This window comes from Psychrobacter sp. AH5 (assembly GCF_040371085.1).
GTDB lineage: Bacteria > Pseudomonadota > Gammaproteobacteria > Pseudomonadales > Moraxellaceae > Psychrobacter.
Genome location: NZ_JAMBMT010000001.1, coordinates 1,074,583 through 1,097,872 on the forward strand (window position 1 = coordinate 1,074,583; position 23,290 = coordinate 1,097,872).

At 44.6% G+C, this 23,290-nt stretch carries 21 protein-coding genes; 13 read left to right on the top strand and 8 right to left on the bottom strand.

Annotated elements, in window-relative coordinates:
• The first annotated feature begins 143 nt into the window (after nt 1-143).
• Nucleotides 144-1,925 (top strand): bifunctional peptide-methionine (S)-S-oxide reductase MsrA/peptide-methionine (R)-S-oxide reductase MsrB, encoded by a 1,782-nt coding sequence (gene msrAB, locus M0N77_RS04550; protein WP_353103927.1) that lies wholly within the window; start codon nt 144-146, stop codon nt 1,923-1,925.
• A 138-nt stretch (nt 1,926-2,063) separates the two neighbouring features.
• Nucleotides 2,064-3,290 carry a nicotinate phosphoribosyltransferase gene (gene pncB / locus M0N77_RS04555; protein WP_353103929.1) on the top strand — a complete coding sequence of 409 codons (1,227 nt, stop codon included), beginning with the start codon at nt 2,064-2,066 and terminating at the stop codon, nt 3,288-3,290.
• Between the two features lie 93 nt (nt 3,291-3,383).
• On the opposite strand, the gene xseB is transcribed toward pncB, so the two are convergent.
• Genes xseB through M0N77_RS04570 form a run of 3 tightly spaced genes read right to left on the bottom strand, consistent with a single transcriptional unit; the run spans nt 3,384 to nt 5,553 of the window.
• Nucleotides 3,384-3,629, bottom strand: coding sequence for an exodeoxyribonuclease VII small subunit (gene xseB, locus M0N77_RS04560; protein WP_353103931.1), 246 nt, complete (start codon nt 3,627-3,629; stop codon nt 3,384-3,386).
• Between the two features lie 22 nt (nt 3,630-3,651).
• Complete coding sequence (gene xseA, locus M0N77_RS04565; protein ID WP_353103932.1) at nt 3,652-5,181, bottom strand: exodeoxyribonuclease VII large subunit; 1,530 nt, start codon at nt 5,179-5,181, stop codon at nt 3,652-3,654.
• A 42-nt stretch (nt 5,182-5,223) separates the two neighbouring features.
• Nucleotides 5,224-5,553 carry a hypothetical protein gene (locus M0N77_RS04570; RefSeq protein WP_371834217.1) on the bottom strand — a complete coding sequence of 110 codons (330 nt, stop codon included), beginning with the start codon at nt 5,551-5,553 and terminating at the stop codon, nt 5,224-5,226.
• A gap of 360 nt (nt 5,554-5,913) precedes the next feature.
• Here M0N77_RS04570 and M0N77_RS04575 point away from each other — a divergent pair, with 360 nt between their 5' ends.
• The 11 genes from M0N77_RS04575 to purF all read left to right on the top strand — a co-directional run bounded on the left by M0N77_RS04575 (nt 5,914) and on the right by purF (nt 17,005).
• A complete protein-coding gene (locus M0N77_RS04575; protein ID WP_353103936.1) occupies nt 5,914-6,567 on the top strand; it encodes an alpha/beta fold hydrolase in 654 nt (217 codons plus the stop codon).
• 354 nt (nt 6,568-6,921) lie between these two features.
• On the top strand, nt 6,922-8,022 hold the full coding sequence (zapE, locus tag M0N77_RS04580; protein ID WP_353103938.1) for a cell division protein ZapE: 1,101 nt from the start codon (nt 6,922-6,924) through the stop codon (nt 8,020-8,022).
• 244 nt (nt 8,023-8,266) lie between these two features.
• Complete coding sequence (locus M0N77_RS04585; protein ID WP_353105568.1) at nt 8,267-8,851, top strand: nitroreductase; 585 nt, start codon at nt 8,267-8,269, stop codon at nt 8,849-8,851.
• 57 nt (nt 8,852-8,908) lie between these two features.
• Nucleotides 8,909-10,309 (top strand): NAD(P)H-dependent glycerol-3-phosphate dehydrogenase, encoded by a 1,401-nt coding sequence (locus M0N77_RS04590; RefSeq protein ID WP_353103940.1) that lies wholly within the window; start codon nt 8,909-8,911, stop codon nt 10,307-10,309.
• Between the two features lie 46 nt (nt 10,310-10,355).
• Entirely contained in the window at nt 10,356-10,826 is a 471-nt protein-coding gene (gene sixA, locus M0N77_RS04595; RefSeq protein WP_353103942.1) for a phosphohistidine phosphatase SixA, read from the top strand.
• Nucleotides 10,827-10,983: 157 nt separating this feature from the next.
• A complete protein-coding gene (gene gspL / locus M0N77_RS04600) occupies nt 10,984-12,279 on the top strand; it encodes a type II secretion system protein GspL (protein WP_353103944.1) in 1,296 nt (431 codons plus the stop codon).
• 43 nt (nt 12,280-12,322) lie between these two features.
• Nucleotides 12,323-12,889 carry a type II secretion system protein GspM gene (gene gspM, locus M0N77_RS04605; protein WP_353103946.1) on the top strand — a complete coding sequence of 189 codons (567 nt, stop codon included), beginning with the start codon at nt 12,323-12,325 and terminating at the stop codon, nt 12,887-12,889.
• 78 nt (nt 12,890-12,967) lie between these two features.
• Nucleotides 12,968-13,537 carry a hypothetical protein gene (locus M0N77_RS04610; protein ID WP_353103948.1) on the top strand — a complete coding sequence of 190 codons (570 nt, stop codon included), beginning with the start codon at nt 12,968-12,970 and terminating at the stop codon, nt 13,535-13,537.
• Nucleotides 13,538-13,685: 148 nt separating this feature from the next.
• Nucleotides 13,686-14,720 carry a quinone-dependent dihydroorotate dehydrogenase gene (locus tag M0N77_RS04615; RefSeq protein WP_353103949.1) on the top strand — a complete coding sequence of 345 codons (1,035 nt, stop codon included), beginning with the start codon at nt 13,686-13,688 and terminating at the stop codon, nt 14,718-14,720.
• 54 nt (nt 14,721-14,774) lie between these two features.
• On the top strand, nt 14,775-15,272 hold the full coding sequence (locus tag M0N77_RS04620) for a CvpA family protein (RefSeq protein ID WP_353103951.1): 498 nt from the start codon (nt 14,775-14,777) through the stop codon (nt 15,270-15,272).
• Between the two features lie 197 nt (nt 15,273-15,469).
• Nucleotides 15,470-17,005 (top strand): amidophosphoribosyltransferase, encoded by a 1,536-nt coding sequence (purF, locus tag M0N77_RS04625; RefSeq protein ID WP_353103953.1) that lies wholly within the window; start codon nt 15,470-15,472, stop codon nt 17,003-17,005.
• 154 nt (nt 17,006-17,159) lie between these two features.
• Here the strand turns inward: purF and M0N77_RS04630 are convergent, their stop codons facing one another.
• The 5 genes from M0N77_RS04630 to secD form a co-directional block, all read right to left on the bottom strand.
• Nucleotides 17,160-17,519, bottom strand: coding sequence for an AzlD domain-containing protein (locus M0N77_RS04630; RefSeq protein ID WP_353103955.1), 360 nt, complete (start codon nt 17,517-17,519; stop codon nt 17,160-17,162).
• Nucleotides 17,512-18,210 (bottom strand): AzlC family ABC transporter permease, encoded by a 699-nt coding sequence (locus M0N77_RS04635; RefSeq protein WP_353105569.1) that lies wholly within the window; start codon nt 18,208-18,210, stop codon nt 17,512-17,514. Before M0N77_RS04635 ends, M0N77_RS04630 begins: the two co-directional genes overlap by 8 nt.
• 70 nt (nt 18,211-18,280) lie before the next feature.
• Nucleotides 18,281-19,699, bottom strand: a complete 1,419-nt coding sequence (locus M0N77_RS04640) for an MATE family efflux transporter (RefSeq protein WP_353103957.1) — start codon at nt 19,697-19,699, stop codon at nt 18,281-18,283.
• A 310-nt stretch (nt 19,700-20,009) separates the two neighbouring features.
• Nucleotides 20,010-21,299 carry a protein translocase subunit SecF gene (secF, locus tag M0N77_RS04645; RefSeq protein ID WP_353103959.1) on the bottom strand — a complete coding sequence of 430 codons (1,290 nt, stop codon included), beginning with the start codon at nt 21,297-21,299 and terminating at the stop codon, nt 20,010-20,012.
• Nucleotides 21,300-21,308: 9 nt separating this feature from the next.
• The gene (gene secD / locus M0N77_RS04650; protein WP_353103961.1) at nt 21,309-23,186 is read right to left on the bottom strand and encodes a protein translocase subunit SecD; all 1,878 of its coding nucleotides are present in this window, start codon (nt 23,184-23,186) and stop codon (nt 21,309-21,311) included.
• Nucleotides 23,187-23,290: the final 104 nt, after the last annotated feature.

A 23,290-nucleotide genomic window follows, 5' to 3' on the forward strand; every position in this document is an offset into this window, starting at 1 on the left:
CAGACTCTTATAACTTATCTTTATTTAGCTAAATCCTTACAACGCTTTAATGGCCTTTGCATTATCAAAGAGTCATGTCCAAAGCTTTGCTTAAAGTATATATCAAGCTATCCAAACGAATATATCAATAATTAGGATTAATTATGAGCGATAAAAACCCGCGCTGGCTCAAGAACGTCAGTACTGCTACCATGACCACCGTCTTAAGCGCCGGACTATTATTAGCCTGCGGTCAGGTCAGTAATGCTGAAAACGGCGCTAATAACAGTGTCAAAAACAGTGCCAGTATGACTAACAGCAACAGTCAAAATAGCGGTGTCATTCGCTCACGAGATATGCTGCCCTCTGATATGTTAGGACAAATGCAAGCGCTACCGCAGCTCACAAAAGGGCTGGGTAATAATGGCGCTACGGTTATCGATCCTAATAAGCCGACTTTGATTAAGTTTTGGGCCAGTTGGTGTCCGCTGTGCTTAGGGACGTTAGAGGAGACCGAACAGTGGCGCACTGATCCTAAGTTTGCTGGGTTAAACGTAGTAACAGTAGCTAGTCCAGGACACCTGAACGAAAAAGCAAAAGGCGAGTTTGCCAGTTGGTACGCCGGTATTCAAGCGGACTATCACAAACTGCCAGTGTTAGCTGATGCTGAGGGTACGCTGATCACTACCTTAGGCGTACAAGTTTATCCGAGCTGGGCAATACTTGATAAACAAGGCAATCTGGTGCACCTGGTCAAAGGCAATATCTCAAGCGAACAAGCCTATGCTTTGGCCGCTAATGCAGAGAATGACTTTGCTGAATTAAAGAGTGGTCAGGCCAAGCCTACACAAGCGCAAGCACTAGAGAATAACCCTAATATTGAGACTATTAAACAAAAAGATGGGGTTTATTATAATGATAAAGGCATGCCGATCAATACGCGCACTATCTACTTAGCAGGCGGCTGCTTTTGGGGCGTAGAAGCATATATGGAGCGCGTTAATGGTGTCGTCGATGCGGTATCTGGTTACGCCAATGGCGATACTGCCAAGCCAAGCTATGAGGACGTCATTCGCGGCTCCGGTCATGCCGAGACGGTAAAAGTCACTTATGATGCGGACAAGACAGACTTGGATACTATCTTAAAGTACTACCTGCGAGTGATAGATCCAACGAGCCTCAACAAGCAAGGCAATGATCGCGGCGTACAGTATCGCTCAGGAGTCTACTACACTGATAAAGAAGATAAAGCGGTTATCGATGCGGCGCTTAAACGCGTACAAAGTAAATACAACAAGCCGATAGTGGTTGAAAACGCGCCGCTAGATAACTTTTATCTAGCTGAGATGTATCATCAAGACTATCTAGCCAAAAACCCTAATGGCTACTGTCATGTGGATTTGAGCCTCGCCGATGATAAGCCTGAAGACACTGGTAATAAGCAAAGTAGAGCGACGCGGTTGGCTCCTGTCAGCACTATTGCTGAGACTTTAGATCCAAAACGTTATAGCGGCTTTAATAAAAATGCCCTAAAAAGCACTCTTACTAAAGAGCAATATAATATTACCCAAGATGCTGGCACAGAACGCGCCTTTAGTCACGAGTATGACAACTTATTTGCCCCCGGTATTTATGTCGATGTAGTGAGCGGCGAGCCGTTATTTTTATCGACGGATAAATACCAATCCGGCTGCGGTTGGCCAAGCTTTACTAAGCCTATCGATAAGCAAGTGATCACCGAGCGTGATGATTTATCTTATAACATGGTGCGTACTGAGGTGCGCTCGCGGGTCGCTGACTCGCATTTAGGGCACGTGTTCCCTGATGGGCCCAAAGATCGCGGCGGTTTACGCTACTGTGTCAACGGCGGCGCGCTACAGTTCATTCCGGTCAGTGTCATGCCGCAGTCGGGCTACGCGCCACTGGTAAAATTGATCAAGTCCTAAAGGTTTTAAGGCTATAATCAGCGATATAAGTAAGCAGATCAGCAAAGCTGCGTGAATAGCGTTATACTAAAACCTTTGCTTACTTTGCTAGATTTTATAGTATTAAAATAATTCTACTTTCCTCTTTAAGGTTATAGCATGACCGTGACTTACCAGCCTATTATTACCTCTTTGCTTGATAATGATTTGTACAAATTTACCATGCTCCAAGCCATGCTGCATCAGTTCCCGCAGACTCATGGGGTCTATCGTTTTCGCTGTCGTAATAATAATGATACCGCTTATCCTTTAGCGACTATCAAAGACTCGCTTGAGCAGCAATTAGACAGCTTATGTCAGTTGCGGTTTTTGCCTGATGAGCTTGAGTATCTGCGGACCTTGCGTTTTATGCGCTCAGACTTTGTCGATTATCTAGAGCTATTTCAGCTCAAACGCCGCTTTATCAAAGTCAGTGCCGATAGTAAAGGGCGCTTAGTTATCGATATCGAAGGGCCCATGATTCAAGCGATGTTCTTTGAGGTGTTTGTCTTAGCTATCGTCAATGAGCTGTATTTTAATGCTTTATCAAACCCTGATGTCATCGCAGAAGGTGAGCGCCGTCTACAAGACAAAGTTGATTTGTTGCATCATTATGCTGAGCAGCAAGATAACAACAATAGTGGCAAGCCGCCGTTTATAGTCGCTGATTTTGGCACGCGTCGACGCTTTAGTAAGCGCTGGCAGGCACATGTGGTCAAGACATTGCATCAAGCTGAGCCTAAAATCGTTAGCGGCACCTCTAACGTACTACTGGCCAAAACCTTGGAGATGACGCCGATAGGCACTATGGCACATGAGTTTATGCAAGCTTTTCAGGCCTTGGATGTGCGTCTGCGTGATTCACAAAAGGCGGCGCTTGAGGCCTGGGTGCATGAATATCGCGGCGATTTAGGTATTGCTTTGACCGATGTGGTCGGGATGGATGCATTCTTACGCGATTTTGACTTGTACTTTGCCAAGCTATTTGATGGTCTGCGTCACGATAGCGGCGACCCTTATGCTTGGGGCGATAAAGCTATTGCTCATTATGAGAAGCTCAAGATTGACCCAAAAACCAAAATCCTGACCTTTAGCGATGGTTTAAATTTAGAAAAAGCGTGGGAGCTGCATCAGTATTTTAAGGATCGGATTAAGACAAGCTTTGGCGTTGGCACTAATTTGACCAATGATATGGGGCTAACTCAATTAAATATCGTCCTCAAATTGGTTGAATGTAATGGCCAGCCGGTAGCGAAGATATCCGATAGCCCCGGCAAAACCATGATCAATAACGATACTTACTTGGCCTATTTGCGGCAAGTGTTTGAGGTTGATGAGCCGGAATAGCTTTGTAAGCTCGTCTAACTTACATTGCCGTTATAGGTGGTTTCAACTTTTGGGTGCGCATGACGTACCCTACAAAAAACTCCATTTATTCGGCTAACTTTCTGTTTTGGGTGTAACGTCTTCTTCAGCAAAAGCGGCATCCAAAGCTTGTTGCACGGCATTGATACGGGTTTCACACACGCGGTAAGCGGCGATAGATTCTTCTACCGTCGTCATCAAATTATCAATATCTGGCTCATCTTGCTGCTGCAATTCAGCGGCATTACTCTTTAAAATATCATAGGCCGCCTTAAAGGTCTTTGGGGCGGCTTTTTTGCGTTTGCGAGTTGGGGTGCTCATAGGGTTTCCTTCTATTAAATTATTAGCTTTCAATCTCTACGTTATTAACTTGTAAGATTTGCGCGGTTGCTTGCCCATCTTTAAGTATAATTTTGATCGTTTGTTCAGCATAGAGCTGCGCGCTACTGGTCAATAGCTGCTTGCCTTGATGATCCATTAGCATGCTATAGCCTTGCTTTAGCACGCGCGTCGGTCGATGTAGTAGCACGATATCGCGTAGATGTTCGCTTTCACGCTGGGCTTGGACCAGCTGCTGCTGGGCGCTGTGCATAATGGCTTGCTTTTGGCTCTCAGCTTTTATACTAGCCGTCGCTAATTGCTGCTGCGCTGCGGCTTTGATTTGGCTTTGCCAATCGCTAGTTATTCTTGCTGCCTGTTTGACTTGACGCTTCGCACTTTGCTGAATGCTTTGCCAAGCGTAATCGCTATCTTTTTGTAGCGCGGTGAGCTGGCCAATCGTCTGCGATTGTAATTGGCTAAGTTGCCGTGCGGTTTGTTGCTCGACGACTTTGAGTTGCCGCTGCGCCGCTTGCTTGATTTGCGCCTGAAAATTCAGAGTTTGCGTCACTAAGTTCGCTAGATGCACAGTAATCGCCGCTATCACTTTTGAGGGGGTATCAAAACTAGTATGCGCCACTTCATCTAGGATGACTTTATCGCGCTCATGACCAATGCCGACCCAGACCGGCACCGGCTGCTCAGCGACTAAGGCCGCTAATTCATAATCGTTAAGATAGGCCAAATCACCTACCGCACCGCCGCCGCGAATAATCACCAGCAGATCTGGTAGGCGCTGATAAGTGTCATAGAACTGCTGCTGCGAGGTGACAATAGCTTGGCGAATCTCACTTGGCGCGTGATTGCCCTGAAAGGTCGCATGATGATAATGAAACAGGCAGGCACCAGTAGCAGCCAAACGATCAGCATCGGCTTGAAAGTCGCCTAATCCGGCCGCTTTTTCGGGCGCAATGACGATGACATGCTCAATATCAAAAGGCGAGGGCAGCTGCTGATTGAGATGTATCAAACCCTCGCCTGTCAACTTATCCACCATCTGCGCATACTGCCGCGCCAAGTCTCCTAAGGTGTAACTTGGATCGATATCTTCAATCGTTAGCGCAAAACCATATTGGGCATGAAAGCTCGCTGATACTTTAAGCAATACCGTCAAATCACGGCTGAGCGCCATACCGGTGGCGCGCTCAAACTTAGCCAGTACTCTTGAGGCTTTAAAACGCCATAAGTTACCACGGCAGCTAGCGACTACTTGACCAGCATCATCTTTTTCGGCCAATTCAAAATAATAGTGTCCGCCTTTACTCGATAGGTTACGAATCTCCGCTTTGACCCATACTCGGTGCGCAAAGGTCTGCTTGACCACCATCTCAACCGCTGATAAGTAATCGCTTAGACGCAGTACCGTATCTTCAAGGTTATTTTCAAGGCTGCTTTCGATTTCAGCTAACTCCGCTTCTAGAGTGCCTAAGTCCTTAGCCGGGACTATTGTCTTATTATCAGCTTGTTTAAGATTAGCAAAATTAGGTTTGCGCATAAAATCAGACCAAGAATTGAAGATAAATAAAGTAGTTACAAGTTACTGGCAGCGAAAGTTAATGGTATATTCATAATCGTCATCACGCGACAACTCAGGGGAGCCAGTACCTAGTATAGTGCCTAATACCGCGCCTGCCTGTCCGACCATGCGGCCCATACGTTCATCTAATACGCCATTATACTTGACTGTATCTTTGACCACGATGACTTGTTTGCTACGGCAAGTTTTATTGGCGCTATCGATAGCGTTTTGCTGAGCTTTTATTTTGGTATCGCCAAGCCCTGTGGTCTCAAAAGTGGAGTCAGCACGCTGAATGACAGGAGAGGAAGGCGTGCTTTGACAAGCGCTCAAAGCTAGTGCTGCGATCATGGTTGTCGCTATAAAAGCTGTTTTTTTAATGGAGCCGGTGTTATTAGATTTAGTGCTTTGAGAATGAGTGTTAAAGCTAGTCATGGGACAGTCCTTTGCTATAAGTGAGTCAAAGTGGATAGGGTGAGAGTAAAGGTAATAGTGTACTTAGTAAAGCTTATAAAGTTAACCCATTTGCACTCTTAACGTCTAGAGACTTAATGTATGTACAGTTTCTACAGTTTCTACAGTTTCTACAGTTTCTACAGTTTATTGTTGAGGCGTTATACTTAAGCTGATGATATTGAAACAGCAAATCACTTGAAATATAAGTTAATTCTAGGATAATTGACTTCACCTTTTTAACCAGTAGTTATTATTATGCCTTTAATTCCCGCTCCTGCTGGTGTACTCGAAGTCGATGCGCTTTGGCAGCAAGATAATCCTTGTGATTCTAACACCGATACTGTGGCCTTATTGTGTCATCCCAACCCCCTATTTGAGGGAACGATGAATAATAAAGTCGTGACCACGATGTACCGTTTCGCCCGCGATAGTGGTATGCACGTGGTGCGTTTTAACTTTCGCGGCGTGGGACAATCGACAGGTGAGCATGATTATGCGGAGGGTGAAGTGGTCGATGCTATGACCGTGCTACAATGGATTGCAGGACAAACCAATGCGCGCAAGCTATGGTTAGGCGGCTTCTCTTTTGGCGGTTATATTACCGCGCGCGTGGCTGAGCAACTGCTCGTCTCACCGCATGTTTGGGGTTTAAGCGACTTTGAGATTGCTAATGTGGCGCTTATCTCCCCTTCCATTGAAAAAAATGATAGCGAGCATATTAGTTTGCCGACTGATAAGACTTTTGAGATTTATGGCGATGCTGATGAAGTCATCTCTCCTGATAATATGCAGGCTTTCGCTCAGCGTTTGGGTCTCAAAGTCAGCATTATAGAAGGAGCCGGACATTTTTTTCATGGGCGTTTGAGCGAACTAAAAAAACTATTAGAGCAGCACAGCTCTACAGACTAAAATGTGCTACTGATAATATTGACTATCAACATTATCAATGTAACTATTTAAATTGATTTGGATATAACTATGACTGGCAGTACCAGTCTAAAGAATAGCGAGCAATGTACTATATAATAGTCGTAGATAGAGCTATAGTAAGCTCGCTATTAACCTAATTATTAAGTTAGTATCTTAGCCGTGTTGGCCTAGAGAATAAAAGATGTTTAGCAAGCTTACGTTGCTAGTTATAAGTAATAGAACATCATTTATTCTGACGCCTCTAGCCTTATTATCTCAGTGTAAAAGACATAAGCTGATAAGGGTAGACGGTTACAACACCTGTTTTTGTTTTGTTAAATGATGAGTCGTATTATGAGATTATCTCCATTGCAGCGCTACGAGCAAGCCATCGCCTCAGATGACTTTTCCCGAGATGAACAGCAATACCTAGCCATGAGCTATCTTGATGATCTTTATCATAAGCTTAATAATACAGTTGAAGAAAAAAAGGGTTTTTTCGGTTTTTTAAAAGCTAAGCCTACTGCGCCTAAAGGCCTTTACATGTGGGGCGGTGTCGGCCGCGGTAAGACCTGGATGATGGATATGTTTTATGACTCGCTAACTATCGAGCGTAAGATACGTCAGCATTTTCATCATTTTATGCAGCGAGTGCACAAAGAGCTCAATCAGCTGCAAGGCCAAAGCGATCCACTAGAAAAGGTTGCTGATATTATTCATAAAGAAGCAGTTGTGATCTGCTTTGATGAGTTTTTTGTCTCTAACGTCTCTGATGCAATGATACTTGGCGACTTATTCACTATGCTGTTCAATCGCGGTGTGACTTTGGTGGCGACCTCAAACATTGAGCCGGCAGGTCTATATAAAGACGGTCTGCATCGTGATCGCTTTTTGCCCGCTATTAAGGAAGTTGAGACGCATTGCACTGTTATGAATATCGACTCAGGTATCGATTATCGCTTGCGAGTACTGCAACAAGCAGAGCTTTATAAGTCGCCTATGACGCGTGAGAATCACAACTGGCTGGCTAACCGCTTTGCTAGCTTGTCGAACAATCTTAAGATTAGTAGCGAGCCTATTATTATCAATGGTCGCGAGATTAAGATAAATGCGCGCACAGAAGATATTTTATTCTGCGATTTTCGTCATTTATGTATGCAGCCGCGCTCAGCCGCTGACTTTATTGAGATTGCCAATCGCTTTAGTACGGTTTTGATCAACGCCGTCCCAGCGTTAAATGATGATCTGCGTGATCCTACGCGCCGCTTTATCTACCTTATCGATGAGTTTTATGATCGCCGCGTCAAGCTTTTGGTACGTGCTGAGCAGTCTATTCTTGAGCTATATCAAGGCGAAAAACTCGCTTTTGAGATTGAGCGTACGCGTTCGCGCTTACTTGAGATGCAATCAGAGGACTATCTAAAGCTGAAACATCGTCTTGATGAGGTGGCTTAAAAAATAAGAACAGCTGACTCATTCACTACCTGTCAACACTCAAGAGAACATAGCGTTATAAAAGGGTAAAACCCATTCGATACCATAACAATAAGTATAATAATGGATATATAAAAAAGGATGACCGATGAGCACTGCTAAAGAGCGATTAATTACCGAAGAAGATGAGCAAGATATGCCATTGATGGCAGAGGGCGATATTGAAGATGAAGAGCTATTAGATGAGGCCGAGGTTAAGGGTGCCATGACTGCAAGCCCTGAGCAGCTTATTGACTGGATTAAGTCCAGACGTACTATCGGTAATCTACAACTGCCGGCTCCTACTCATGAACAAATTAGAATGGCAATTGAATGTGCAGCCACAGCGCCCGATCACAAAAAACTGCGTCCTTGGCGCTTTATTGTAACCGAAGGCGAAGCGCGTCAGCAGCTTGGTCAAGCCTTACTTGAGGCGGCAGAAGCGCAAGCGGCTAGAGAAGGCGATAAGCTCTCTGACAAAACACGGCACAAGACCGCTAATCTGCCGATGCGTGCACCCGTTATTATTACTGTAGTGACAAAAATGCAAGAGCACAAAAAAGTACCGCCCTTTGAGCAGATGCTAAGCGCTGGAGCGGCAGTACAAAACCTGCTATTAGCGCTAATGGCGCAAGGATTTAGCACAGTATGGCGCACCGGTCTATTGTGTAATGAGCCTGCGGTAAAGGCTTATTTTGATGTTGGCGATGATGATTATGTCACCGCTTTTGTTTATACTGGCACCAGTCCAAAAAACAACCCACGTCGTAAACCTATGGATATTGAACCGCTGCTGCGCTTTGAGCGTTAAGGCCATTATTAGCGACTCACTTAATAGGTTTAGTGTTTTTAATACGGATATAAGTCTATGACCAGCTCTTCTAATAATGATAATAACAAACCGCTTGCGTCTGATAAAAAAGCGAAGCGTGATAGTAAGGCTGCCAGTAAGAGTGCCAAAGATAACGCTGCAGCGACTATAAAGGATCAGTTAGCTCTTGCGGATGCTAATAATGATTCTGACGCAAAACCAAGTGGCCTATTAGCTAGTATCCTTGATCGAGCCGCAAAGTCAGGCTTTGGTCGCAAAAAATTAAATCCCAGTAAAGTTGAGGCGGCAGTAGCCAAAAAAATGGATCAAATACATAAGAACCCTACAAAAATACGTCTAACGGTCTTAGGCGGTGGTAGTTTTGGTACCGCAATGGCAAATCTTGCTGCGCGTAACGGCTGTGATACTACGCTTTGGGTACGTAATAAGCGTACTGTTAAATCTATGGCCAAGCTGCAGATGAATAAGAAGTATCTGCCAGGTTATAAGCTCGATGATCGCCTCAAATACAGCTATGAGCTAGAGGCGGCAGTCAAAGATAAAGATATTATCTTTTTGGCAGTGCCAAGCTCCGCCTTTCGCGAGACCCTCAAAAATATCAAACCCTTTATCAGCGGTCAGTCTATTGTTTCGCTTACCAAAGGCATGGAAAAAGACACTTTTGCCATGATGAGCGACATCATCAAAGATGAGCTACCAGAGGTCAATTTTGGCGTACTATCAGGGCCTAATCTTGCCGTTGAGATCATGAAAAACATGCCATCAGCCACGGTTATCGCTAGTGAGTCGGAGCCTTTGCGTCATGCGGTACAAGCGGCGCTACACAGTGCTTTTTTTAGAGTATTTGCCAGTGATGATATCCGCGGTGTTGAGCTTGGCGGCGCACTCAAAAACATCTATGCTATCGCTATGGGTATGGCGGCGGCTTATGATGTCGGCGAAAATACTAAGGCCATGCTGCTAACGCGTGCATTGGCTGAGATGAGCCGTTTTGGACTTGAGGAGGGCGCTAATCCGCTTACCTTTTTGGGCCTATCAGGTGTCGGCGATCTGTACGCTACTTGTAGCTCAGAGCTGAGCCGAAACTTTCGTATCGGCAATATGCTCGGGCGCGGCATGAGTATCGATGCGGCGGTCAAAAAACTAGGACAGACCGCAGAAGGCGTCAACACCATTCAGCAAGTGCACGAAAAAGCGACTAAAATGGGTATCTATATGCCTATTACGCACGCGCTTTATGCCGTCATCTATGAAGATAAAGCGGCGTTAGGCGTGGCGCTGCATTTGATGGAAGCTGGCTTTCGCAGCGATGTCGAGTTTGTCATGCCGCACGATCATAGCAATGCCTCCTTAAGCGCGCAGATGAACGCCGCTAGCGATGATGATAGTGACGATGATGGTGGCAACGAGGATGACGATAACAGCAACGCTAAATAAAGCTGTAGCCGTTTTAGAGCAGATAAGAGACAGCTAAAGGATTATTATGAAAATTATACTTATGCGCCACGGACAAGCAGAAGATTACACTCATCCCGATAGCGCTCGACAATTAACTGAGTTTGGTCACAGCCAAGCTGCGCAAACTGCTGATTATGTTATGCAGCATTATTGCCTGGATCATTTTGTCGTTAGCCCCTATGATAGAGCGCAGCAGACGCTAAGCGAGTTGCAGGCGCGAGCAGCAGAGGTTTTTGCAAAGAAGATTCCGGCTACTGTACAAGATAATATCACCCCAGCCGATGATGCTAATGCTGCCTTGATAGAGCTTGGACATGTCGAAGCGCAGTGCTTAGTGGTAGTCTGTCATATGTCTATTGTTGCCAATCTTGCCAGCCTGCTCACTGGCACTAGTCCTGAAGCGTTTTCGCTCGCAGAGGCACGAGTGTTTGAGATGGAATTTGTTATGTCCGGTATGGCAAAAGAGATTGATCGCTTTGTACCCAAGCAGCCTTAATATAGTAATCTCGATATAATCAAATCAGGTTGTGATTGATAAATAGCCTCAGTAGGCTGATGACATAAGGACTTCTGTATTGTTACACGTTTGGTTGAGAGCTCAACATAGCCCACTATTTGTTTGGCACGCTGCCAATAAACAGTGGCAACCAGTTATGGGCTGGCAGCAACTACAAGATAGCTATAATGACTATTATGGCTATAAGTCCGTTAGCAAGTCTGGCCTCGATAAAAAGTTATGTCTGTATTTTCCTTCAACTCATCTGCTACAAATAGAGACGCCGCTAAATGCCAGTCAATTAAAGCAATTAGGAGATAGTGGCAAGCAGTATTTATTTGAAGAGAGCTCAATCGCTCCGGTTGAGCAATTGACTGTGCGCCAACAGAGCTATGGCAGTAGCCATCATCTTTATGCACTAGCGAAGGATGATATTGAGTCGTGGCAACAAAGCGCGACTTTAGTAGGGTTTAGTATTAGTGCGCTGCTGCCTGATTTTTTATTATTGCCCGTGCCAGAAGAAGGTGCCGGACAGCAAGTGGTCATGTATCAAGATACTCAAACTACTTTGTTGCGTCAATCGCCGCAGCATGGCATGGCGGTGAGCTATTTGCCTTTAGTATTTGAGCGCTTGCCTTACTTAAGCGAGGTCTGCTTAGTAGCGCCTTTAGAGCAATCAGCCTCTGACTTATCTAATAACGACTTATCTAATAATGAGTTACCTAATACTATAGATCCTTTATCCATAAATACAGGAACTATTGATTTATCGAAGGTAGATTCAGCAGATATCGATATCCCTCCAAATACACCGAATAACAACCTTACTACTCAAACCCGCGCCTTATTAGCAGAGCAGCAAATACTATTAACTGACCTTAGTACTCAGCCTATGCCCATTGAAGGGGCTGAGCGTCATGCTCTGAACTTTTTTGTCAAAAGCTCAGATAGCAAACTCTCTCCTTACTTACTTGTTGCAGCGATGGTCGCTATGTCAGCGTCAGTGCTACAAATAGCCGCTGATGGCTTACAAGTCTATCGCTATAATGCTGCAAGCGAAGCGACTCAAACCGCTATTGCTAGCCAGTTTCAGTCGTGGTTTCCAGAAGATCGTCTCAATCCGCGTACTCAATTACAGACGCAGATGAGCGCGAAACTACGTAGCAGCAGCCAAGCGCCAGCATCACACCTGGCAGTATTGGCGCGTATCTCACCTTTGATTAAACAGTCTTCTTTACAAGCACAGGCACTAATGATGCAGCCAAATATGCTTAGCTTTACGCTAATAGCGCCCAATCGCACAAGCCTTGATGAATTTGCCAATACCCTTGCGAATCAAGGAATAGCGGCCAATTTGCAACAAGTGAGCGGCAACGAGCAAGGGCAGTTTAGTGGACAGATAACGGTAGATATAGTCAAAGGTGCTAGTGAAAGCATGCCGCCAGCAGTTTGATGATCTAAAAAAGCTGAGATGCGCGAGAAAATACAGAGACTAAATGATGAATATACTACAGCGCCGTAATAAGCGAAAACCCTCAAATAGCTTAAACTCTTCTGTCAGTAACAGTGCTTTTGCAGAGTCCTTGAGTCGTTATCAATCGACGCTATCGGCACGCTGGCAAGCGCTATCTTCTCGTGATCAATTGGCGTTAGCTATTTTAGCCGCTTTTTTATTATTATTGGTAGGCGGCTATGGCGGTTATAGCGTTAACCAAGCGGCCAAAGACAGTAAAGAGCAGTACCAACAGCAAGTAGCGGATTATTTTTGGTTACGCTCGCAGGCAGGTAATATCGATATCAATGCCATCAGTGCTAATACGGATGGTACGGTAGTCACTCCTGCTACTAGTATCAACTCGTTATTGAGTAATGCTGGAATTGACAATGCTCAAGTCGCGGCGGTTGGCGATACGGTGCAATTTAGCTTTAGCCATCCTAGTCAAGCCTTAATTAGCGCCGCTCTTGATAGGCTCAGTGAGCAAGGCTGGCAGTTCACGCAATTATCTATGCAGCAAGATATCAATAGTAAGCAGATTGAAGTGCAAGCGACAGTTACTTCTTAGCTATGCTTGCATCTTGAAAATAGACTGAGCTGCCACAATTACAGTTTTAGAGGCTATGGCTGGTTATAGGTATTTGATATGAATAATTCTTCTGACTTTGATTCTGATTCTGACTCTAAGCTTAATAAACACCCTAAAGCGCCAACTACTGAGCCTGTTACCGGCTACAATGAGCCGACTATCAACGATTCCATTATCGGCTCACAGAGCAGCTATGGGATGTCGCGGCAATCGCAAAATCAGCGGCTTACTGAAGAAAAAAGCCGCTCTTTAATTACTTATAATCACCTTACTTATCTGCTCTATGTGCTTAGTTACTTTACCGCTGGATTGCTTTGGATCGTGCCTATCGTCATGAACTACGCTAAGCGTCATGATGCTGACGGGACTTGGTTAGCTACTCACTTTGACTGGCAAATCAAAACCTTTTGGTACAGTATCGTCTGGTTTGTTATTGGCTCAGTATTGATAGTATTTGCGGTGGGCGGTTTTGCCGTAGGGCTGACGGCGAGCAGTAATAACATCGCTATAGGCAGTGTTTTATTAACCGGTCTTGGGCTGCTTATTATTGCATTTACCCTAATTTGGCATATATATCGCATCGTTCGCGGCTGGATTGCGCTCACTGACAATCGCCCTGTACCTTAATAATTCACTGTAGTGCTAATACTTCTCTAGATAAGCTTATTTCAACCTATGAAACTTTAGTGTTATTTTAGCTAAGCTGATATAATCGCAGCGTTCTACCAGTGTTGCCTTTTTTCCACTCACTAATTAATCAGGGTTTGTTGTCACTATGTCTTACGCCTTACTTCGTCCTTTTTTATTCAAGATGGATCCTGAGCGCGCTCATGATATGACGCTGTCTTTATTAGACAAAGCACACAAAGCCCGTACTTTGGGCTTGGTATATGGTCAGCCTATGCAGCCCACCGATTGTATGGGTTTACAATTTGCAAACCCTGTCGGACTAGCGGCAGGACTTGATAAAAACGGCGATTATATTGACGCTTTAGCTGAATTGGGCTTTGGCTTTATTGAAATAGGAACCGTAACACCTAGAGCGCAAGTAGGTAATGAAAAACCGCGGCTATTTCGCTTAAGACAGGCTGACGCTATTATCAATCGCATGGGCTTTAATAATCAGGGCGTGGATTATTTAATCGATAATGTCAAACGTTGTAAATATAAAGGTAATATCGGGATTAATATTGGCAAAAATGCCAGTACTCCGGTTGAGCAAGCAGCTGATGATTATGTGTATTGCTTAGAGCGCGTTTATCCTCATGCCTCTTATATTACGGTCAACATCTCCTCGCCTAATACCGCAAATTTGCGCGATTTACAAAGTGGTGAGGCCTTGACACAGTTATTAGACACTATCAAAAACCGCCACAGTCAACTGGCGACTGAATATGGTTTTTATGTGCCTTTAGTACTAAAGGTTGCTCCTGATTTAGAGCCGCTACAAGTCGATTATATCTCGCAGCAGTTACTAGATTTTGAGATTGATGGCTTAATTGCCACTAATACCACTTTGAGCCGAGTCGGAGTAGAGGATTTACGCGATGGCGACCAAGCTGGAGGTTTATCGGGTCGACCAGTCAGCCACATTAGTACGCAAATCTTACAACAATTCTCCGATCAATTAGGCGACAAGGTCGCGCTAATAGGAGTAGGCGGTATTGATAGTGGCGAAAAAGCTGTCAAAAAAATAAAAGCTGGGGCAGACTTAGTGCAGATTTATACCGGTCTTATTTATCGCGGTCCAGGATTAGTACAGTCTTGTATACAAGCCATTGGTGGCTACTATGATGCTATAGAAGAATGATTATTAAGTGTTTAATTATTATCCTAAGTCAATTAAATTCATGAGGCAATAGTTATGAGTGGTCTAGATATTATGATTGCCGTTATTGTACTCATCGGTTTATGGCGCGGGTTTCAGGTGGGTCTGATAAAGACCGCGGTAGGGCTAGTGGGCTGGTTTATCGCACTAATTGCCGCTACTCGTTTGGCAAGCTCGATCGCTCCGCAGCTATCCTCGATAGTCGAAAACCCAGTGTTACAGATGGCCTTGGCGTTTTTATCGGTGGTGATAGTGATTTTGGCTGTAATGCATTTATTAGCTTTTGTCTTTGCAAGCGCTCTAAAAACGCTCAATCTTGGCGTAGTCGATAAGATGGCAGGCGGCGTACTAGGGGCAGCCAAGAACGTCTTGATGGTGTTAGTGGTGCTTAGTATCAGCGCGCCTTTATTAGTACAGCTGCCACAGTGGCAGACTTCAGTTTTGGCTCCTGAGCTGATGACTTATGCGCCAATGGGTAAAGAGCTGGCGACAGATATGCTGGGTATCGCCTGGGGGCAGATTAATCAGTCTTAATAGCGATAGAATAGTTTGATACAGCGATACTGTTTTATTAAAAAATCTGTGTTTATTACAAAATTCATGTTTATTATAAAATGAATGGTCATTACAAAACCTAAGCTTTGATTTTTATCACCTCTAGCTAAACCGTCGATACCGGCGATTATTTTATTACTTTCTTACTCACTTTTGATGCAAAACAGGACATAACTATGTGTGGAGTCGTTGGGGTTGCAGCTCATGAACCCGTTAATCAAATTCTTTATGATGGCTTAACTATGCTACAGCATCGCGGCCAAGATGCAGCAGGTATTGTCACTTTGCAAGAGGGACGTTTGTATTTGCGCAAAGAGAATGGCATGGTGCGTGATGTGTTTATGAACCGTCATATGATCAAACTAGTTGGTAAGTTTGGCATCGGTCATGTTCGTTACCCAACGGCTGGTACTTCTAGCAGTGCTGAGGCGCAGCCTTTTTATGTAAACTCGCCTTATGGTATTACCTTGGCTCATAATGGTAACTTGACCAATGCTGAGAGCTTAGCAAAAGAGCTCTATATTGAGGATCGTCGCCATCTAAATACTGACTCAGACTCTGAAGTACTGTTAAACGTACTGGCTCATGAGATGCAAAATTTGGGGAAAACTCATCCCAATGCTGATGATATTTTTGATGCGGTAAAAGCTGTTTATCATCGCTGTGAAGGGGCTTATGGGGTGGTGGCGCTGATAACAGGGCATGGTCTGCTAGCTTTTCGCGATCCTAATGGTATTCGTCCGCTAGTTTTTGGCGAGCGCTTGGCTGCTAATGGCGGCACTGAATACATGGTAGCCTCAGAATCCGTAGCGCTGACTGGTTCAGGTTTTACCATTATTCGTGATGTCAAACCAGGTGAGGCTATTTTTATTGATCTAAATCACAATCTGCATACCTATCAGTGTGTCGAGCCAAAAGAGTATACTCCTTGTATTTTTGAGTATGTCTATTTTGCGCGTCCTGACTCGATTATGGATAATATCTCAGTTTATAAGTCGCGTCTGCGTATGGGTGAGAAACTTGCTGATAAAATTCTCGCTGAATGGGGCGAGGATCATGATATTGATGTGGTCATTCCAATTCCAGATACTTCGCGTACCTCGGCGATGGAGCTGGCACTAAAGATGAACGTCAAATACCGCGAAGGCTTTATGAAAAACCGTTATATCGGTCGCACTTTTATTATGCCAGGTCAGCAGCAACGCAAGAAGTCGGTGCGTCAAAAGCTGAGCGCCGTCCCCTTAGAGTTTAAAGGCAAAAACGTGTTGTTAGTCGATGACTCTATCGTTCGCGGCACCACTTGTCATGAGATTATACAAATGGCCCGTGATGCAGGCGCGCGCAAAGTCTTCTTTGCTAGTGCTGCGCCGCCGGTGAAATATCCTAACGTCTACGGTATCGATATGCCAGTGCGTAGCGAGCTTATCGCCTCAGGTCATAGCGTTGAGGAAGTACGTAAGATTATCGGTGCTGATCGCCTGATTTTTCAGGATTTAGATGACTTAATCGATGCGGTAAAAGATACTAAACACAGCAAAGTTGAAGGCTTTGATTGCGCAGTATTCAACGGCTGCTATGTCACTGGCCAAATTAACGAAGCGTACCTTGATCATTTGCAAGAACAGCGTAATGATACTGCTAAAACAGGTAAAAAAGGCGTGCAAATCGTCGCTGATACTCCAGTTGATATGATGGGCGTAGAAGAGCTGTAATTTTGTTTTAACTTATATTTATAGTATTTGTGCACCTACAAAAAAGCTAGCTTTTATTCTATTAAAGAATCGAAGCTAGCTTTTTTTATAGCTATGATTTTAGTGTTGATTTCAATACCAAGTTTTAAAAAGTATGTCTTTTAAAAAGGACGTTTTAAATCAACAACTGACTAAATACCCAAAGTAGCGCATTTATTGTAGCGATACCGACAACCATGCTAACGAGTAATTGCTTACTAAAATGATAGATTAATAAAACCATAGCTAGAGCGCCAAGCTGCGCTAGTAATAAGTGCACTTGGGGACTAGCCAAATTATCGCTAAACGACAAACCTTGATAGGACAGACTGCTCAAAATAAGTAATACCATTACCGAAAGAGGTAGGCTCTCATTAAGCCGATGCAGCCAAGGCTTATCGAGCAGTTTGCGCGGAATCAAAGCGGGAATAGCTCGAGTGATAAAGGTCACTGCTGCCATGGCAAAAGTAGCGATAATCAGATAGCTACTAGTCATAATGCGCGCCTCCTTTTTCTAAATGCTGCAGCCAAAAGCCACGCAATAAAATAAGCACCATACAAAGGCTAATAGCTACCAATAATAGCCACTCACTAGTAAATAATGACGCTAATATCAAGCCGACAATGGCGATAGCGATAGGGAAGTAGCGCTTGATGTTTTGAAATTGCTCATAAGCCAAAATCGCAAACAAGCAAACCAAAGCAAAATCTAAATGCGGCACTAAGTCGTTGAGGGCGCTACCTATCATCACTCCGATAATGGATGCTAACACCCACCAGCTTTGATTAAATAAGCTAATAGGTAGCATCAAAGTTTGTCTATCCTCCATGGGCAGGCTAGTCATCACCGAAAAAGTCTCGTCAGTCAGCGCAAATAAACAATAAGTCTTCGCAAGTTTTTGCTTAGGCATCGTTTGCAACAACGGCATAGCATAAAACACATGACGCAAGTTAATCGCCGCGATATTAGTAGCGATACTGCCTACAGGTAGCCCAGCACTTAGCATAGGCAAACAAGCGTACTGCGCCGCTCCTGCGTATAAAACCAAACTTAGCATAATGGTCGCCCAAATGGGAATACCAGCGACTTGCGCTAGCACTCCAAAGGCGATACCCGCTGGCAGATAACCCATAGCGACAGGAATGCTTTTTTTAAAGCCTTGTGCCCACTGGGTCGGTTGCGACATTGCTTGAGAATAAGTCTCCACTTAAGCTCCTACCTACTTTTTATTTAATTATTTAGCATTAATAAGCGATTTACGAATTAGGCTGCAGTATCTCATAACTGCCAGTGCGACGCGCTCGATATAAATAAATGCCTAATACCAGCATACGTAATATCAATATGCACCAAACACTCAGCCAAATACCAGTCATAGCATACTGCTGATAGAGTAGCCAACTGATTGGGAAGAAGATAGCTGCCCATATTAGCGCCGCATTCCGAATAACACTACCGGCTGTCAGGCCAAAAAATATACCATCAAGCCAATAAGCACCCACGCCTATGAGTGGTAATAATATCGCATAGTTTTGATACTGACGGGTAAGCATGAGCACCGGTTCAATATTGGTCATCATCTGCAAATAAGTGGGCATGGCTAGCCACCAAATCAAGCTCAACAGGAGTGCCAAAACATAGCTGACAATACCAGTGCGCTTGACGATAATAGCAAAGCGTCGCCAATCTCGCCGTCCGGCTGCTTGTCCGGTTAGCGTCTCAGCAGAAACTGCTACCCCGTCCAATGCAAAGGCGGAGATACTCAATACTTGTAACAAAATAGCATTAGCCGCCAATACTAAGTCGCCGCTTTGCGCTGATAGCTTAGTCACCCAAGCAAAGCTCAAAGTTAAGATAAGCGTACGAATAAAGATATCTTTATTAAGAGAAAATAGCCTAAGCATCTTGGATTTAGTAAAGTATTCAGCATCAGTGGTGAGCAGTGCTGCCCAAGACAACTGCAAATGCTGACGACTAAGCCAAAGAGCGAGGACTACGCCCGACCAAAAGGCAATAGTTGTGCCAAGAGCGACACCGACTAAACCAAGCTTCATAGCGTAGACAAAAAACAGCGTCAAAACAATGTTTAGTAGCGCAATGAAGCCTTGTTGATAAAGCATATAGCGAGTCTTGCCTTGTCCGGCGAACCAGCCAATAAAAGCAAAATTCATCAGCTCCGCGATAACGCCCCAAAAACGCACATCTAAGTAAGTTTTTGCCGCAGCGCCGCTGGCAGGATTGGCAGATAGCGCTTGTAGCCCATATTTTATCAGCCAAGGCTTGGCTATTAATAATACGCCGCCGATAATAAACGCCAAAACCAAAGCTCGCTGCAAAATAGATAATAGGGCAGAAGCCATTTGCTTTACGCCTTCACCACTATCTGCAGAGCTATTAGCTGTATGGCTAGCACTAAGCTGCCCTAAAGCCTGAGCGGAGAGCCCAGAGGAGGCATATTGCAAAAAGTTAAAACTGACTAATAGTAATGACAACAGCTGTATAGCCAACCCCATACCAGCAAGATTGGCCGCCTCATTCATATTGCCAACAACGGCGGTATCAATGACGCTTTGGAGCGGCATGGCTAAATTTGCCAGCATTACCGGCACCGCTATCGAGACGATATGCTGATAGCGAGTGTCAATAGGGTGCTGTGCTGCCGAGTTAGTAGTCATATGGGGCGCTATTTATTGAGTAAGGATAGAACACTTTTATAGATGGTGGTGTTTTAAAAAGTATGCTGGCGATAAAAGTCAATAAGAAATCTATGCTAAGTTCTCTGATTCTATAGGGCTTTCAAGGCTTCAAAAATTGTTCAAATTTTAATCAGCATACTTTTTGACACACCACCTTATAGATTATATAAAAGTAAAAGCACCCAGCACTCATCTATTATGAGTCAGGTGCTTTTATAAAGTACTTTAGCTAATAGCTATTTAATTAATAGCTAGTTAACTATTAGTCAAACCGATTATTTACAATAAATTATTCAAACATCTTCGGATCATTAAAAGTAACGATTTCTTCTTCAAACTCAGGCTTCACTTTTACGACGAAGTCATCACGTGATAGTCCCATTGCCAATGGAATGGAGCTGGCGATATAAGTAGAAGAGTAAGTACCGGCAAGTAAACCGATAAATAACGCCACTGAGAACCAATATAGACCGTCACCGCCCAAGAATAGCATAGCGAGCACGACTAACAGTACTGTTGAGATAGTCATAATAGTACGGCGTAGCGTTTCAGTTAATGACAAATCAATAGTCTGACGCGGAGTAATACCGCGGACACGGCGGAAGTTCTCACGAATACGGTCATAGACCACGATAGTATCATTGAGCGAGTAACCAATCAGCGCTAGCACCGCTGCCAATACCGTCAAGTCAAAGGGGAAGCCAAATAACGCAAAGACCCCGATCGTAACGATAGCATCATGAAATAGTGATAATACCGCGCCCAAGGCTAGTTTGAACTGGAAGCGTAGCGCGACATAGCCTAACATGCTGACCAGTGCTAAAGCTAAAGCCATCACTGAGTTGAGATAAACCTCGTTACCGACCTGACTACCGATGATATTGACGTTGCTGATAGTCGCAGGGTTATTAGGAAGATCAAGTGCTGCATTAAGACTAGTATTAAGGCCATCGATATTGTCAGATTGCGGCGGTAGACGCACTAATAATTCTTTATTGGTGCCTAAGTACTGCACCACCGCATCATCAAAACCATTATCAGCCAAAGCTTGTACTACCGCAACTTGCTCAACCGATTGCTCATAGCTGACATCAGTTGAGACCCCGCCAGTGAAATCAAGTCCGAAGTTTAGACCATTGACCGCAATAGCAATAATACTACCTATCACTAAAATAATCGATAAAATAGCCATCGGCTTTTCTATCTTCATAAAAGGGATAATGCGCTGATCGCCAATGGCTTTGATACCGCCCTCAGCCGCTGCCGCTGCGTCGTCTGCCGCATCGCCCTCAAACTGATTAGGGTCAATGGTATTAGTCGGCTCTAACCCTTGGGTAGCTAGAGCTTTTGTGTCTCTAGTGCCGCGCTTACTGTTTTTGGAGTTTTTAGTTAAGCTATTGGTTTTGGTGTTACTGCCTTTACCATCGCGGCGCGGCTTATTACGGCGACGACGATTAGTATCATTTGGACTATTGCCACTAGGATTATTGTTTGAGTCATCGTTACCTGAATTACCACCTGAGCTGTTCGAGGTTGGCAGATTATCTTTGTTGTTTCGATTGTTCTGTTCGATCGCCATTGCAGTCTCCTAACCGATGCTCAAACGTTTGATAGATTTACGCTTACCATAAGCGATTTGTACTAGCGCACGCGTCACCAAAATAGCGGTAAATAGCGAGCTGACAATACCAATAGCTAGAGTAATAGCGAAGCCTTTGATCGGACCGGTACCGATAGCGAATAAGATAAATGCCACCAATAAAGTAGTAATGTTGGCATCAAAAATACTACTAAAAGCGCGATCGAAGCCGGCGACAATAGCGGTTTTTGGCCGCACCCCATTTGCCAACTCCTCACGTATGCGCTCAAATATCAACACGTTTGCATCAACTGCCATACCGATAGTCAAGACGATACCTGCGATACCAGGTAATGTCAGCGACGAGCCTAATATCGACATAATAGAGATAATGATAATAACGTTAATAGCCAAAGCTACGTTAGCAATCACCCCAAATAAGCGATAAAAAATAATCATAAAGGCAAATACTAATAAATAGCCTACTTGCGTTGAGAACAGCCCTTTATCGATATTCTCTTGACCCAGTGATGGACCAATAGTGCGCTCTTCAACGAAGTACATCGGCGCCGCCAAAGCACCTGAGCGTAATAATAGCGCAAGCTCAGCGGCCTCAGCGCTACTGTCTAAACCAGTAATACGAAATGACGAGCCTAAGACCGCTTGAATATTGGCGCGGTTAATGACTTTGGTTTCGGCATAAGGCGTACGAACTTCTGTAGTTTCACCAGTAGCTGGATCTTCTTCATAAGTAATACGCTGTTTATTTTCAATAAATAGTACAGCCATTTGCTCACCAACAGCGGTGCGCGTGGCATTTTGCATCAATCTACCGCCAGCACTATCCAAGGTAATATTCACCTCAGGAGAACCGTTTTCATCAACGCCCGTTTGCGCGTTAGTAACCTTATCACCGGTAACGATAGCTTGACGCTCTAATAATACCGGCGGGCCATCTAAAGATTGAAAAGGGAAGGCCTCAGTGCCCGCAGGTGGAATACCGCCCATGTAGTTCTCAGCGTCTTTAGCAACCATGCGAAACTCAAGATTGGCAGTACGGCCCAGTACCCGTTTGGCTTCGGCAGTATCTTGTACGCCCGGTAGCTCAACGACGATACGGCTAGCCCCTTGCGACTGTACCAACGCTTCAGCTACCCCAAGCTCTGCAATCCGATTACGCAAAGTGGTTAAGTTTTGGTTGACCGCATAGCTATTGATCTCATCGACCACAGCCTCATTATAAGCCATCACTAGCGCCGGACCTTGATCATCAATAGTGGACTGCAAAGTAAAGTCACGACCCATCGACGCTTGCAAGATATTTTGCGCGCGGCTACGAGCTTCAGTATCAGAGAAGTGTAGGACGATGCTTTGCCCTTCCGTTTTGATACCGGTGACCGCGACGCGCTCAGCACGTAAGTCGCGACGCACATCGCGACTAGCGCTACTTAAACGTTGCTCTAGCGCTTTGTCCATATCGACTTCGAGTACGAAGCGTACCCCGCCGCGCAGATCCAAGCCTAACTTCATAGGCTTAGCGCCGATATCACGTAACCACTGCGGCGTTGTCTGCGCTAAGTTTAGAGCTACGACATAATCATCGCCTAAGTTTTGACGCAGCACTTCTTGAGCCTTTAGCTGCTCATCGGGAGTATTTAGGCGCACTAAAGCACTATTACCCTCAAAGCTACCATCGTGATAGTTGATATTAGCGTCTTTTAGTAGACTCTCAGCTTCAGTCAAAACCCCTTCTGATAGCTGAGTGCCAGCGGCGGCACTAGTGACCTGTACGGCAGGCTCATCAGGATAGAGATTAGGAGCTGCGTAAAGACCGGCTAAGATGAGCACGACTATAATAACTACGTATTTCCATGCAGGATATTGCATAATCACTTCTTTATGTTGATAAAATACTGGTGATGCAGGCCATAGATGAGCAAAGTGGAGGGGAGCTAACAGCAGAAAATGACCGTCAATAGTTAACGGTCATT